At 51.2% G+C, this 14,344-nt stretch carries 13 protein-coding genes and 1 pseudogene; 6 read left to right on the forward strand and 8 right to left on the reverse strand.

The window, feature by feature from the left end; translation table 11 throughout:
• The first annotated feature begins 125 nt into the window (after positions 1–125).
• Positions 126–563: a heat shock protein HslJ gene (gene hslJ / locus EQV24_RS03215; protein WP_013096466.1), complete on the forward strand. Its 438-nt coding sequence runs from the start codon at positions 126–128 to the stop codon at positions 561–563.
• Here hslJ and EQV24_RS03220 read toward each other — a convergent pair whose 3' ends face one another.
• On the reverse strand, positions 564–830 hold the full coding sequence (locus EQV24_RS03220; protein WP_013096465.1) for a DUF333 domain-containing protein: 267 nt from the start codon (positions 828–830) through the stop codon (positions 564–566).
• Positions 831–1,104: 274 nt separating this feature from the next.
• On the opposite strand from EQV24_RS03220, the gene nifJ reads away from it, so the two are divergent.
• A complete protein-coding gene (gene nifJ / locus EQV24_RS03225) occupies positions 1,105–4,629 on the forward strand; it encodes a pyruvate:ferredoxin (flavodoxin) oxidoreductase (RefSeq protein WP_130626174.1) in 3,525 nt (1,174 codons plus the stop codon).
• A gap of 388 nt (positions 4,630–5,017) precedes the next feature.
• Complete coding sequence (locus EQV24_RS03230) at positions 5,018–6,127, forward strand: porin OmpS2 (protein WP_013096462.1); 1,110 nt, start codon at positions 5,018–5,020, stop codon at positions 6,125–6,127.
• A gap of 335 nt (positions 6,128–6,462) precedes the next feature.
• On the opposite strand, the gene EQV24_RS23770 is transcribed toward EQV24_RS03230, so the two are convergent.
• The 6 genes from EQV24_RS23770 to msbA all read right to left on the reverse strand — a co-directional run bounded on the left by EQV24_RS23770 (position 6,463) and on the right by msbA (position 10,051).
• On the reverse strand, positions 6,463–6,540 hold the full coding sequence (locus EQV24_RS23770) for a hypothetical protein (protein ID WP_223232805.1): 78 nt from the start codon (positions 6,538–6,540) through the stop codon (positions 6,463–6,465).
• 65 nt (positions 6,541–6,605) lie between these two features.
• A complete protein-coding gene (locus EQV24_RS03235; RefSeq protein WP_045294236.1) occupies positions 6,606–7,031 on the reverse strand; it encodes a GFA family protein in 426 nt (141 codons plus the stop codon).
• A 3-nt stretch (positions 7,032–7,034) separates the two neighbouring features.
• Complete coding sequence (locus EQV24_RS03240; protein WP_013096459.1) at positions 7,035–7,232, reverse strand: hypothetical protein; 198 nt, start codon at positions 7,230–7,232, stop codon at positions 7,035–7,037.
• Between the two features lie 39 nt (positions 7,233–7,271).
• Complete coding sequence (locus EQV24_RS03245) at positions 7,272–7,721, reverse strand: hypothetical protein (protein WP_048972251.1); 450 nt, start codon at positions 7,719–7,721, stop codon at positions 7,272–7,274.
• A gap of 101 nt (positions 7,722–7,822) precedes the next feature.
• Positions 7,823–8,206, reverse strand: a complete 384-nt coding sequence (locus tag EQV24_RS03250) for a DUF1294 domain-containing protein (RefSeq protein ID WP_095427471.1) — start codon at positions 8,204–8,206, stop codon at positions 7,823–7,825.
• Between the two features lie 87 nt (positions 8,207–8,293).
• Complete coding sequence (gene msbA / locus EQV24_RS03255) at positions 8,294–10,051, reverse strand: lipid A ABC transporter ATP-binding protein/permease MsbA (protein ID WP_045903053.1); 1,758 nt, start codon at positions 10,049–10,051, stop codon at positions 8,294–8,296.
• 1,330 nt (positions 10,052–11,381) lie between these two features.
• Between msbA and EQV24_RS03260 the strand changes: the two genes are divergently transcribed.
• The 3 genes and pseudogenes from EQV24_RS03260 to ttcA all read left to right on the forward strand — a co-directional run bounded on the left by EQV24_RS03260 (position 11,382) and on the right by ttcA (position 12,913).
• On the forward strand, positions 11,382–11,600 hold the full coding sequence (locus EQV24_RS03260; RefSeq protein WP_032618552.1) for a YgdI/YgdR family lipoprotein: 219 nt from the start codon (positions 11,382–11,384) through the stop codon (positions 11,598–11,600).
• A 72-nt stretch (positions 11,601–11,672) separates the two neighbouring features.
• A pseudogene (locus EQV24_RS23775) lies at positions 11,673–11,878 on the forward strand (integrase); the annotation flags it as partial.
• Positions 11,879–11,977: 99 nt separating this feature from the next.
• On the forward strand, positions 11,978–12,913 hold the full coding sequence (ttcA, locus tag EQV24_RS03265) for a tRNA 2-thiocytidine(32) synthetase TtcA (RefSeq protein ID WP_013096454.1): 936 nt from the start codon (positions 11,978–11,980) through the stop codon (positions 12,911–12,913).
• A gap of 46 nt (positions 12,914–12,959) precedes the next feature.
• On the opposite strand, the gene dbpA is transcribed toward ttcA, so the two are convergent.
• Entirely contained in the window at positions 12,960–14,333 is a 1,374-nt protein-coding gene (dbpA, locus tag EQV24_RS03270; RefSeq protein WP_130626175.1) for an ATP-dependent RNA helicase DbpA, read from the reverse strand.
• Between the last annotated feature and the right edge of the window lie 11 nt (positions 14,334–14,344).

Raw genomic sequence — 14,344 nt, forward strand, 5'->3', positions numbered from 1 at the left:
TTGTCCCGGGCAACCGCTGCGTTGCCCGGTCTTCTTCCCGCACTTTCAGATAAACCCCATTAACGCACGCCAGCGTATCGTTACACTGGTAAATGATTCACAGTATTTATAGTTCGAGAAGAAAAATGAAAAAACTCATTGCGTTAAGTGTTATCAGTCTTGTCCTCTCCGGCTGCGTTAATCCGGGTAAAGCGTCTGTTCAGCCGGAGCAGCTTAAGAACCACCGCTTTGTGCTGGAAAATGTGGACGGGAAAGCCGTGAAGGCCACGACAACGCAACCTGAGATCAGTTTTAGCGCGTTGCCCGATATCAGCCTGGTTAATAACATCAGCATTTCCGGCGTGATGTGTAACCGCTTCAACGGACAGGGAAAATTGTCCGAAGGGGAACTTAAGGTTAAAGGGCTGGCGATGACGCGCAAACTCTGTACCGAACCACAATTGAACGAGCTGGATCAGGCCATCGGCGACATGCTGCGCAAAGGGGCGCAGGTCGACCTGACTGAAGACCAGTTAACGCTGGCGACAGCCGACAAAACGCTGATGTTTAAACGCGCTGAATAATCAGTAGCTACCGCAGGATCCAACGGCAAGCGACTGTTCACTGCAGCGTTTGCCGTTTGGCAAGGCGCACATCCCGATCGCAGAGCCATCGAGCTGGCGGGCAACCGACAGTGAGCCACCAATCATCGCGCAGTTGGCTTGTCCTGAACTGGACATCGCGGCTTTCATTCCCGGCGTCACGTGTGCCGCCGTGGCCTGCTGAACAGGTTCGTTACTACAGGCCGACAGCAATAACGCGGCACACCCTACCCAAAACGCTGAACGCATGCTCTCTCTCCCCCCATAAATAATGCGAAACCTATGCATAATAGGCATCACATCCCGTGCCGTCGAGAGCGGAAGTGCGTATTTATGCGCTGCTGAAACAATTTCTCGCAATTTTTTCACCTAAAGTTTGATCTACTCATTGATGGTGAGAATACCGAGGACACAAATGCGAAAATCGCAAAATCCGGCCTTTGCTAAAATAAGGGAATAATATTCAGGGTCTGACCAGGTTTACGGACCCCTCTTTTTTTGCGCAATGTAAGGGTGTCGTCCTATGCAAACTATTGACGGTAATGGTGCAGTCGCGTCAGTCGCGTTTCGCACCAGCGAAGTTATCGCCATCTACCCGATTACGCCAAGCTCTACAATGGCCGAACAGGCAGATGCCTGGGCAGGAAACGGGTTAAAAAATGTCTGGGGCGATGTCCCGAGAGTCGTCGAAATGCAGTCCGAAGCGGGTGCGATTGCCGCGGTGCATGGTGCGCTACAGACGGGGGCGCTCTCCACATCGTTCACCTCCTCGCAGGGATTGCTGCTGATGATCCCGACGCTGTACAAACTGGCCGGTCAACTTACCCCGTTTGTCCTGCACGTCGCGGCACGAACCGTTGCTACCCACGCGCTCTCCATTTTTGGCGATCATTCCGACGTGATGGCCGTGCGTCAGACCGGCTGCGCCATGCTGTGCGCCAGCAGCGTCCAGGAGGCCCAGGATTTCGCGTTAATTTCACATATCGCGACGCTGAAAAGCCGCGTGCCGTTTATTCACTTCTTTGATGGTTTCCGCACCTCCCACGAAATCAACAAAATCGTGCCGCTGGCAGATGACACCCTTCTCTCGCTTCTGCCGCAGGCGGACATTGATGCCCATCGCGCCCGCGCACTCAACCCGGAACATCCGGTGATCCGCGGGACATCGGCCAACCCGGATACTTACTTCCAGTCCCGCGAGGCGACGAACCCGTGGTACAACGCGGTGTACGATCATGTGGAACAGGCGATGAACGATTTCGCTGCCGCCACCGGACGGGAATATAAACCGTTTGAATATTATGGCCATCCACAGGCGGAACGCGTGATTGTGCTGATGGGTTCAGCCATTGGCACCTGTGAAGAAGTCGTGGATGAACTGCTGACGCGCGGCGAGAAAGTTGGGGTGCTGAAAGTTCGCCTCTTCCGCCCGTTCTCAGCGAAACATCTGCTCTCTGCGCTGCCGGAGAGCGCACGTAGCGTGGCCGTGCTCGATCGTACTAAAGAGCCTGGCGCACACGCAGAACCGCTGTTTCTGGACGTCATGACCGCGCTGGCGGAAGCCTTCAGTAACGGCGAGCGCGAAGCGCTGCCGCGTGTCATTGGCGGGCGTTATGGTTTGTCGTCCAAAGAGTTCGGTCCGGATTGCGTGCTGGCGGTGTTTAATGAGCTGAGTGAAACGAAGCCGAAGCCTCGCTTTACAGTCGGTATTTATGACGATGTCACTCATCTCTCACTGGCCTTACCGGAAAACACCCTGCCCTCCAGCGCGAAACTTGAGGCGCTGTTCTACGGTTTGGGCAGCGACGGCAGCGTTTCGGCAACCAAGAACAACATCAAGATCATCGGCAATTCCACACCGTGGTATGCACAGGGTTACTTCGTCTATGACTCCAAGAAAGCCGGCGGGCTGACCGTGTCCCATCTGCGCGTCAGCGAACACCCTATCCGCTCGGCGTATCTCATTTCGCAGGCTGATTTTGTCGGCTGTCACCAGCTGCAGTTTATCGATAAATACCAGATGGCCGAACGTCTCAAACCTGGCGGTATTTTCCTGCTCAACACGCCGTACAGTGCGGATGAGGTCTGGGCGCGTCTGCCGCAGGAAGTGCAGGCGGTGCTTAATCAGAAAAAAGCGCGTCTTTTTGTCATTAACGCGGCGAAGATTGCCCGCGAATGTGGTCTTGCCGCGCGCATTAACACCGTCATGCAGATGGCGTTCTTCCACCTGACAAACATTCTGCCGGGCGACAGCGCCTTAATGGAACTGCAGGGCGCGATCGCCAAAAGTTACAGCAGTAAAGGCCAGGAATTGGTTGAACGCAACTGGCAGGCACTGGCGCTGGCGCGCGAGTCGCTGTCTGAAGTACCGCTCCAGCCGGTGAATGCCAGCAGCCCGAACCGTCCTCCGGTGGTTTCTGATGCGGCTCCAGATTTTGTTAAAACCGTAACGGCGGCCATGCTGGCGGGGCTGGGCGATGCCCTTCCCGTCTCCGCCCTGCCGCCGGATGGCACCTGGCCGATGGGCACCACCCGCTGGGAAAAACGCAACATCGCCGAAGAGATCCCAATCTGGAAGGAAGAGCTGTGTACCCAGTGCAATCACTGTGTGGCAGCGTGCCCGCACTCTGCCATCCGGGCCAAAGTCGTTTCTCCGGACGCGATGGAATCGGCCCCATCCAGCCTGCATTCGCTGGATGTAAAATCCCGCGATATGCGCGGACAGAAATACGTTCTGCAGGTTGCACCAGAAGATTGCACCGGCTGTAACCTCTGCGTTGAGGTCTGCCCGGCCAAAGACCGACAGAACCCGGATATCAAAGCCATCAATATGATGTCGCGGCTGGAACACGTGGAAGAAGAGAAAGTGAATTATGACTTCTTCCTGAACCTGCCGGAAATCGATCGGAGCAAGCTGGAACGTATTGATATCCGTACCTCACAGCTGATCACGCCGCTGTTCGAATACTCTGGCGCCTGCTCCGGCTGCGGGGAAACACCGTACATCAAACTGCTGACGCAACTGTACGGTGACCGGATGCTGATCGCCAACGCAACCGGCTGTTCGTCTATTTATGGCGGTAACCTGCCGTCCACCCCATACACCACCGACGCCAACGGTCGCGGCCCGGCATGGGCGAATTCGCTGTTTGAGGATAACGCCGAATTTGGTCTTGGCTTCCGCTTAACGGTGGATCAGCACCGCGCACGCGTGATGCGCCTGCTGGATCAGTTTGCCGATAACATCCCTGCCGACCTGCACGCTGCGCTGCACGCTGAAGCCACCCCTGAGGTTCGTCGCGAACAGGTTACGGCGCTTCGTAATGCCCTTCAGGGCGTTGACGGCGCAGAACAACTGGTGACCGACGCTGACGCCCTGGTTGAAAAATCGATCTGGCTGATTGGCGGCGATGGCTGGGCGTATGACATTGGCTTTGGCGGGCTGGATCATGTGTTGAGCCTGACCGAGAACGTGAACATCCTGGTGCTGGATACCCAGTGTTATTCCAATACCGGCGGACAAGCATCAAAAGCCACGCCGTTAGGAGCGGTAACAAAATTTGGCGAACACGGGAAACGCAAGGCGCGTAAAGATCTCGGCGTCAGCATGATGATGTATGGCCACGTGTACGTTGCGCAAATCTCACTCGGCGCGCAGCTTAACCAGACGGTGAAAGCGATTCAGGAGGCGGAAGCGTATCCGGGCCCATCGCTTATCATCGCCTACAGCCCTTGCGAAGAGCATGGTTACGATCTGGCGCTCAGCCACGACCAGATGCGTCAGTTGACCGCCACGGGCTTCTGGCCGCTGTACCGCTTTGATCCTCGCCGGGCAGAGGAAGGCAAGCTGCCGCTGGCGCTCGATTCACGCCCTCCGTCAGATGCCCTGGCTGAGACACTGCTGCAGGAGCAACGCTTCCGTCGCCTCAATGCGCAACAGCCAGAGGTGGCTGAGCAGTTGTGGAAAGATGCCGCCGCCGATCTGCAAAAACGGTACGACTTCCTGGCGCAAATGGCCGGGAAAGCGGAAAAATCCACCAGCGAATAATCCCCATGCCCGGCTTGTCCGGGCATTTTTATGCCATAAAAAAAGCCCGGTGTATTCACACCGGGCCAGACCAAATAATCCCTGAGCATCACGTTAAATGAATAAATGATATTCATGGAAATTATGGATAATAATCTTAAAGGCATATAACGGGGCAGACATTACCTGATTTACTGCATGATTAATAATTTTAATTTATTATGTTTTTCACTAAAACATTCATCAAACAAATTAACATTACCGCAGAAGAATTCCCTTTAGATTTTACTCACTTCGTAACAATTATAATTTATTACTCTTTCAGCGGAGTGATTTAGCATGTGACAACTCTCCGCAAAGGAAAGTTCAACAGGTAATTAAATAAAAACAACCGCAAAGGAATACCATAATGCAAAGAAAAGTACTGGCCCTGATGATTCCGGCTCTGTTAATGGCTGGCGCTGCGCATGCAGCAGAGATTTATAATAAGGATGGCAATAAATTAGATCTGTACGGAAAAGTAGATGGTTTGCACTACTTCTCTGATGACACGTCTAAAGACGGCGATCAGACCTATATGCGTTTGGGTTTCAAGGGCGAAACCCAGATCAACGACATGATGACCGGCTACGCACAGTGGGAATACAACATTCAGGCAAATAACACCGAAGGGTCTGACAACCAGTCCTGGACACGTCTGGCCTTCGCCGGTGTGAAAGTGGGTGACTACGGTTCCTTTGACTACGGCCGTAACTATGGCGTTCTGTACGACGTGGAAGGCTGGACCGATATGCTGCCAGAGTTCGGCGGCGACTCTTACACCTATGCCGATAACTTTATGACCGGTCGTGCCAATGGCGTAGCAACCTACCGCAACACCGATTTCTATGGCCTGGTGCCGGGTCTGAACTTTGCTCTGCAGTATCAGGGTAATAACGAAGATGCCAGCAATAACCAGGAAGGGACCAATAATGGTCGCGACACGCGTCATGAGAACGGTGACGGCTTCGGTATTTCTACCACCTATGATTTCGGTATGGGAATTTCAGCGGGGGCGGCCTATACCTCTTCCGACCGTACCAACGATCAGGTGAGAAATACCACCGCGGGCGGGGATAAAGCGGATGCCTGGACCGCGGGTCTGAAATATGACGCCAACAATATCTATCTGGCGGCCATGTATTCTGAAACCCGCAATATGACCCCTTACGGCGACAATGAAAGCGCCGTGGCGAATAAAACCCAGAACTTCGAAGTTACCGCACAATACCAGTTCGATTTTGGTCTGCGTCCGGCAATTTCCTACCTGCAGTCGAAAGGTAAAGACCTGGGCAACGGTCAGGGCGATCAGGACCTGGTTAAATATGCCGACGTAGGCGCAACCTATTACTTCAACAAAAACATGTCCACCTATGTGGATTATAAAATCAACCTGCTGGATGAAGATGACAGCTTCTACAAAAACAACGGTATCGGTACCGATGATGTCGTTGCATTAGGCCTGGTTTACCAGTTCTGATGATCAGAGCCCGCAGCATCATGCGGGCTCACTTTTTTTGAGGTTAGTCGCACAACAGCACGCTATCGCGAGATTGTTGAGGATAAGTTGAAAGACTGCGGGTTAGACTGCGCAGATATCCCCCTCATCATTAAGGATAACTGTGTTGTTTGGTCGTGTATCCCTTGCCCTACTGGCTCTTTTAGCGTGTTTGTGGATGGCGTTAATTTTCGATTTCCGCGATATTGTTGGGCACCTCGGCACGCTCTTAAATCATCTCGACAGGCATTAACAGTGAGCCTTTGAAAACAAAAAGCCACCAGCAGTGCCGGTGGCCGTGATACCCTTCGTGAATGCTATTTTTTCACGGGCTGAGGCTTTTTATCCCCTGATTCAGGCGCCTCACGTGGGTCGTCTTTTTCAACACTAAGCATAATGTCTCCTCTTTAAGATACCCACTTCCCACTATAGCCAGCGTTAGCACAATGTGGCCAGGCGGCTAGGACGCTTGCGTTGGCGCGCGTTTGCGAAAAGAGAGATAGCCAAAGACTCCACTTTCGCCATCCGCAGGATGGTTAACCCCATCCATCACCGTCACTTCCGGGAAATCGAACGGAGAGACGTTTTCAAAACAGGCGACATTTACACCGTATTCATTGGGATTAGAACGCCGCTGATGGAAGGTATAAATCCCGCAGACCGAGCAGAAGAAATGCCGGGCTGTACCGGTGTTAAAGCGGTACTCCGTAAGTTTATCCTCGCCTTTGGTGACGGTTATACCGGTTAACGGTGCAGAGACCACAACCGCCCCTCTCATCCGACAAAAAGAACAGCTACAGCGACGGGCGGTATTTAACCCATCGGTTAACGCAACGGTGAATGCCACTGCACCACAATGGCATCGGGCATGACGGATTTCTGCCATCGTTTACACCCCTTTTCTTACCAGCTCAGCGGCCTTGACGAACACCTCATCCTCCACGCCGTCACCCTTTTGCCTGCCGAGTCTTAGCAGTTCATCAACAATGCTGTTACGATCGATCGGTTTCTGTGCCGAAACAAGCCCGATAACGGCAGCACCAATCGCCAGCCCAACTAACCCGGTTTGTTCATCTTTGTTCTTCATGTTCATGCTCCTGATACCACAAACAAGCGTAGCAGGATTTTAAAAACGCGGTGTCAGACCGTATTTCGGCGATTTGATATTTGCGGCCCAAATCTTGATATCGTTTTGCAGGAGAAGGGTGAAATCTGAATTCAGATGCGTCACCAGGGCATTGACGCTGGTTGCATCGACCACTGAAAAATGTTCAATTCTGTTCGACCCAACCTGAACACAGTAATATCTGGCGGGCAGCACTTTACCATTCACATTAAGCGGCAGCGTATTTTTTCCGCATTGACCTTCGGTGATGTATGAAACCACCAGATTAGCGGATTTTTTCCCGGGCTGAGATACGCTGACCATTACCGGAAAACCTTCCGACGTCTGCGTCATGTCATAAAGAACGGCATTTTTTATATACCAGGTATTATATTCCCGCTCCTGAAACGTCGACCAGCCAGGCGCTGAATAAAACATCAGCGCTGCCAGCATAATACATTTTATTTTCATGAGATGCTGTCGTCCGTGTTGTTGCACGTATTATTCAGAACGGACAAAAAACAGCAACCCACCAGGATTTGGCCTACTACTATTGGCAGTAATGATGCTCATTAGCGATCAACAAAACCAAAATGATACAGCGCCACCGTGGCTAAGATGCTCACGACCACAGACATCAAAAACCAGGTTTTGAACGGCTGCTTTTGCGTTTTATGGCGAAAGATCTGTTGGCCCATAATGGCGCCGGGCCACCCGCCCACAACGCCGAAGACCAGTAAGGTTACTTCAGGTATCCTGCGCATTCCTTTCCGTGCTGCCATTTTATCGGCGCCGTAAATAACCATAGTCAGGACGTTAATGAGCAGGAACCATATGGCGACGGGCCAGGCGGAAAAGAGACTGCCGATAGCAGTACAGAGTAGCAGGAAAAAATAAAATTTATTCAATGTGTTAGGTCCATTCGCAGGATATGTAAGCGTATTCAGAGAAGGCATTATACGGTATCTTGCGCATGAATCAGGTTTGGGTGACATTACGGGATACCCCGCTTTTGCAAGCGGGGTAAAAAGCGTGAATGTGACTTAACTGTTTGACGCACCGAATTGCATTTTGTGAAGCTGTGCGTACACCCCATTGTGAGTCACCAATTCCGCATGGCTTCCGCGTTCAACGATAACGCCATCTTCAACAACAATGATTTCGTCAGCTTTTTCGATAGTCGACAGACGATGCGCAATCACCAGTGACGTACGGTTCTTTTGCAGTTCCTCGAGCGCAGACTGTATAGCGCGTTCCGATTCCGTATCCAGGGCTGACGTTGCTTCATCAAGGATGAGTATTGGACTGTCCCGCAACAGTGCGCGTGCAATAGCGATACGTTGCCGTTGCCCACCAGAAAGCAGTACCCCGTTTTCACCGATGATGGTATCAAGACCGTTATCCATCTTGTTGATAAAGTCCATCGCATTTGCCATACGCGCGGCATTCTCGATCTGTTCACGGGTGTACTGCTCCGTACGACCGTAGGCGATGTTGTTGGCTACCGTGTCGTTGAACAGGTGGACATTTTGCGAAACCAGCGCCACCTGGTTACGAAGCGACTGAAGGGTATATTCTCGCAGGTCGTGGCCGTCCAGCAGAATTTCACCTTCATCAATATCATAAAATCGCGTCATCAGGCTGGCGATGGTTGATTTACCCGAGCCGGAACGTCCGACAAGGGCAACAGTCTTACCGGCAGGTATGTTCAGGCTGATATTGCGTAGCGCTGGGGCCTCACGTCCCGGATAGGTAAACGTCACATTGCGAAATGCAACGTCCGCTTTAGCGCGTTCAAGTACGCGCTGACCTTCATCTTTTTCCTGTTCGGAATCAAGAATAGTGAACAGCGTCTGGCAAGCGGCCATCCCGCGCTGGAACTGTGCGTTCACATTGGTCAGGGATTTAAGAGGCCGCATCAATGCAATCATCGATGTGAAAACGACGCTAATCGTTCCCGCCGTCAGGGTCGCCATAACACTCGGGAAGCTGGCAGCATAAAGAACAAACGCGAGTGCCAGGGAGGCAATAAGCTGAATAACAGGATCGGAGATTGACGATGCGGACATCATTTTCATTCCCTGCAAACGCATCTTATTGCTGACCTTATCAAAGCGTTTTGTTTCAACGTCCTGACCGCCGAAAATTAATACTTCTTTATGGCCTTTAAGCATCTGCTCAGCACTCGCCGTGACCTGCCCCATCGTATTCTGCATGCTTTTACTGATAGTGCGAAAGCGTTTGGACACCATACGAATAGTCACGGATATAACAGGTGCCAGTACAATCAGGATGATTGAGAGCTGCCAGCTATAGTAGAACATCATGGCGAACAAGCCGATGATTGACGCACCCTCACGGATGACCGTTATCAGCGTACCTGATGACGAAGATGCGACTTGTTCGGAATCATAGGTAATACGCGACAGCAACGTCCCGGTTGACTGTTTGTCAAAAAACGACACAGGCATGCCCATCAAATGGCGGAACAATTTCCGGCGCACATCCATCACCACTTTGCCCGAGACCCAGGAGACACAATAGCTGGAGATAAAACTGGTAATACCGCGTAGCGTCATCAATCCGATAACCACAACCGGCATCCATAACATGACAGAGCGGTCCATTTTGCCCACGCCATCATCCATTAACGGCTTTAGCAAAGACAGCATAAAAGGATCGCAGGCGGCATTTATCATTAATGCTAATGCCGCAACCAATAGTCCTTTCTTAAAAGGCGATATTATAGGCCAAAGACGGCGAAACGTGAGCCAGGTGGAAAGGTCTTTGTCAGTTTGCATACGGGAGCCTTAATAATGAGAGCCGTTGAGCATAACGTACAGTTTTAAAGGAACCACTGCACAACGGTATTAAGGGTATGTTGTGTTACTTCAACGAATATCTAACCACTCGCGAAAAATATTTTTTTGCTCTGTCATGTTCATTATGCTTATTTTATTTTTAACTTCATTTCACCCTGTTATCCAACCATCTATTAACATATCCCACACCAGAAAGAAATGAATAAAACAGAAGCAGATAAATCTTAATGTTTACTGATTGCACTTTCTTTTACCGCATATAAATTTTCGCTTTGTGCATGTTGATCATTTGTTATATTTACGACTAAAAATAGCCACACTGTATATACATGCTCCAGTTAAAAGACTGACAATCAGTAGCATTTTCAACCTGACGCACGTGAAACACTTCTCCTGCCGTATCTTTTATGCATGCTTCCTTCATTGACGTAAAAAGATGAAGATACAAGACACAACCCGCCAGGAAGCACCCAACTAAAAGACATACTTTTAAAACAGCCATCACTATTTCCCTCCTGCTTTGTACGGGGAAAACAGCTTAATAGCCTGAAGATGAATAGACTCTCAACACAGTGCAGTTTAAGTGGCTATTCGTGCAGGTCACGTTAAAGCTACGTATCAGCATGCAGGACCCCATCGTGAGGTCCCGGGTTGTTCTCTACTACTTATGAAATCGCTGCGCTATGCAGCCTGAAGATGATAAGCAGAAATCAATAACGCCTGGTCGTGGTGACCGGTGCTCTGTCTGTCCAGTCGGGACGTTCACCAGCCATGATCGCCCGTTGCTGAGACGGTGTTACAGATTGCGTTATATCAGGCATTGGCTTATAAACCGGTTTTTCCGCAGGAGTGATAACCACATCAGAACTACATCCTGAGCACAATAAAATCATAAAACCAAAAGTACTTAACTTAAACACTTTCAACCCTTCCAGTGGGATATCATCTTAAGGGAATCGTTCGCCAGTGATTGTCTAATCCTAGCTGCCAGCACGTCAGTAAAGTCGCATGCGAGCTTCACATTCCCATACGCTAAAACGCAAGATAATAAGCAGCGATAAAAGTTAAATCAATACTGATGCGAATGAAGAGCAACGTGAAATAGTCATAAAGGATTACATCTATAAAAAACGGATTTCAAATAGAAGCACAAGATTAAACGCCACATATACGGGTACGCTGTGGCCGTTTATTGCTCTTTTTTGCTTAAAATGGAAATTCCCTTTCGTTGACGAAGCGTTGCAATTCACTGTTGTTAAATAATGCTGTATTAAAACGATTGTAACTATAAAGTTAATTAGAGGTTAATATGAAGGGTGGTATTTTTGCATTTTTGGCATTAGGTGTCGCGTTAGCAATAACAGGGTGCTCAAGTGATTATGTTATATCGACCAAAGATGGACATATGATGACCACACATGGAAAACCAGAGCGAGATAAAGACACCGGTTTAATTTCATACAAAGATGCAGATGGCAGCATTCATCAGATCCATCAATCGGATGTGAAAGAGATTGTAGAAAAGTAACCACCTGATCTGTCCTTCCGTTTTACTGGCTCCGCCATTTTATTGAGCGGAGCTTGCCTGCCCTTACCCACCGTATGTTATCTGTTTTAACGACCACGTCTCGCTGATGGCGAACAGAAAGCCGATTACGTTTTACCGCAAGCCGGCACAAGATCCTTCATCGCTGTAAAACGTGCTGGTATTCGCCGCCGGAATCCGTACCATACGCGACATACTTTTGCCCGCTGGCATTGACTGCCGGCGTTAACCCATCTTTCATAGCCAGACAGTTGCGGCATAGAATGCGTGGAAAATGAATGGCGAACAGGTGCTGATGCTTAACGATTAGCCGGCACGCTGAAAACTTTTGCCCCTGCTGGCTCCGAAGGTAGCAATAAATGCAAGACAATCAATCAAATACAAAGAAAGAACAGTACAACCTGAACAAGCTGCAGAAGCGGCTGCGCCGTAATGTGGGCGAAGCCATTGCAGACTTCAATATGATTGAAGAAGGCGACCGCATCATGGTTTGCCTGTCAGGGGGTAAAGACAGCTACACCATGCTGGAGATCCTGCGTAATCTTCAGCAGAGCGCGCCGGTGAAATTCTCCCTGGTGGCCGTAAACCTTGACCAGAAACAGCCGGGTTTCCCTGAGCATATCCTGCCGGAATATCTCGATAAGCTGGGCGTTGAGTACAAAATCGTCGAAGAAAACACCTACGGTATCGTAAAAGAGAAGATCCCGGAGGGCAAAACCACCTGCTCTCTCTGCTCTCGTCTGCGTCGTGGCATTCTGTACCGGACCGCGACGGAGCTGGGCGCAACCAAAATTGCGCTGGGTCATCACCGCGACGATATCCTGCAAACGCTGTTCCTGAACATGTTCTACGGCGGGAAGATGAAAGGCATGCCGCCTAAGCTGATGAGCGATGACGGCAAACACATTGTCATCCGCCCTCTCGCCTATTGCCGCGAGAAGGACATTGAACGCTTCTCCCAGGCGAAAGCTTTCCCGATTATTCCATGCAACCTGTGTGGCTCTCAGCCGAACCTGCAGCGCCAGGTCATTGGTGACATGCTGCGTGACTGGGATAAACGTTATCCAGGGCGCATCGAAACCATGTTCAGCGCAATGCAGAACGTGGTGCCTTCTCACCTTGCGGATGTTGAGCTGTTCGACTTCAAAGGCATCAACCATGATTCAGAAGTGGTGAATGGCGGCGATCTGGCGTTTGATCGGGAAGAGATCCCCATGCAGCCTGCAGGCTGGCAGCCGGAAGAGGATGATAATCAGTTTGACGAGCTGCGCCTGAACGTACTTGAAGTGAAATAATCCTGTCGCGTCTCAGAGTCCGTCTGAGACGCGTTTTTTCTGCCGCTTATTTCAGCAATCTGACCCGGCAGGTTTTGCCTTTAATTTTCCCGTTTTGCAGCTGCTTCCATGCCTTATGCGCAACCGCCTGGCGGATTGCCACATATACGTGTGCCGGATGAACGGTAATCTTGCCGATATCGGCGCCATCCAGTCCCATGTCACCTGTCAGCGCGCCTAATACGTCGCCTGGACGCATCTTGGCTTTTTTGCCGCCATCAATGCACAGCGTCGCCATTTCGGCTTCGAGTGGCACAACGCGAACGTTCCCCGGAGTGTTCACCCAGTTAAGCTTTATCTGCAGCATTTCAGACAAGATATTGGCACGCTGCGCCTCTTCCGGCGCGCAGAAGCTAATGGCCAGCCCGCTGTTTCCGGCACGTGCGGTACGCCCAATGCGGTGAACGTGTACTTCTGGATCCCAGGCCAGCTCGTAGTTAACAACCAGCTCCAGCGATTTTATGTCCAGCCCGCGTGCGGCGACATCGGTTGCAACCAGCACACGGGCGCTGCCGTTCGCGAAGCGAACCAGCGTCTGGTCACGATCGCGCTGTTCCAGATCGCCATGCAATGACAACGCGCATTGCCCGGCGGCATTCAGGGCATCACACACCGCCTGGCAATCTTTTTTGGTATTACAAAACACCACGCAGGAGGCGGGCTGGTGCTGGCTCAGCAATTTCTGCAGAAGCGGGATTTTGCCCTGCTGCGAGGTTTCAAAGAACTGCTGCTCTATGGCAGGCAGCGCATCCACGCTGTCGATTTCAATCGTCAGCGGATTTTTTTGTACACGACCGCTGATCGCAGCGATGGCGTCAGGCCAGGTCGCAGAGAATAACAATGTCTGACGATCTTCCGGCACGAAGCGGATCACCTCGTCGATCGCGTCGCTGAAGCCCATGTCCAGCATACGGTCCGCTTCATCCATCACCAGCGTTTGCAGGGCATCCAGTGAAACGGTACCTTTTTGCAGATGATCCAGCAGACGGCCAGGTGTCGCGACAATAATATGAGGCGCATGCTGGAGCGAATCACGCTGCGCTCCGAACGGCTGTCCGCCGCAGAGGGTTAAGATCTTGGTGTTGGGCAGGAAGCGCGCCAGACGACGCAACTCACCCGCGACCTGGTCGGCCAGTTCGCGGGTCGGGCACAGAACCAGAGACTGGGTCTGGAACAGGGTGGCATCTATATGCTGTAACAGTCCAAGACCGAACGCTGCCGTTTTCCCACTGCCGGTTTTTGCCTGTACGCGAACATCGCGCCCCTCAAGAATGGCGGGTAATGCGGCCGCCTGAACAGGCGTCATCGTGAGGTATCCCAACTCGTTGAGGTTATCGAGTTGGGCGGCAGGCAGAACATTCAGGGTAGAAAAAGCGGTCACAATAGTCTCTC

Source organism: Enterobacter sp. A8, assembly GCF_004296595.1.
Lineage (GTDB): Bacteria > Pseudomonadota > Gammaproteobacteria > Enterobacterales > Enterobacteriaceae > Enterobacter > Enterobacter cloacae.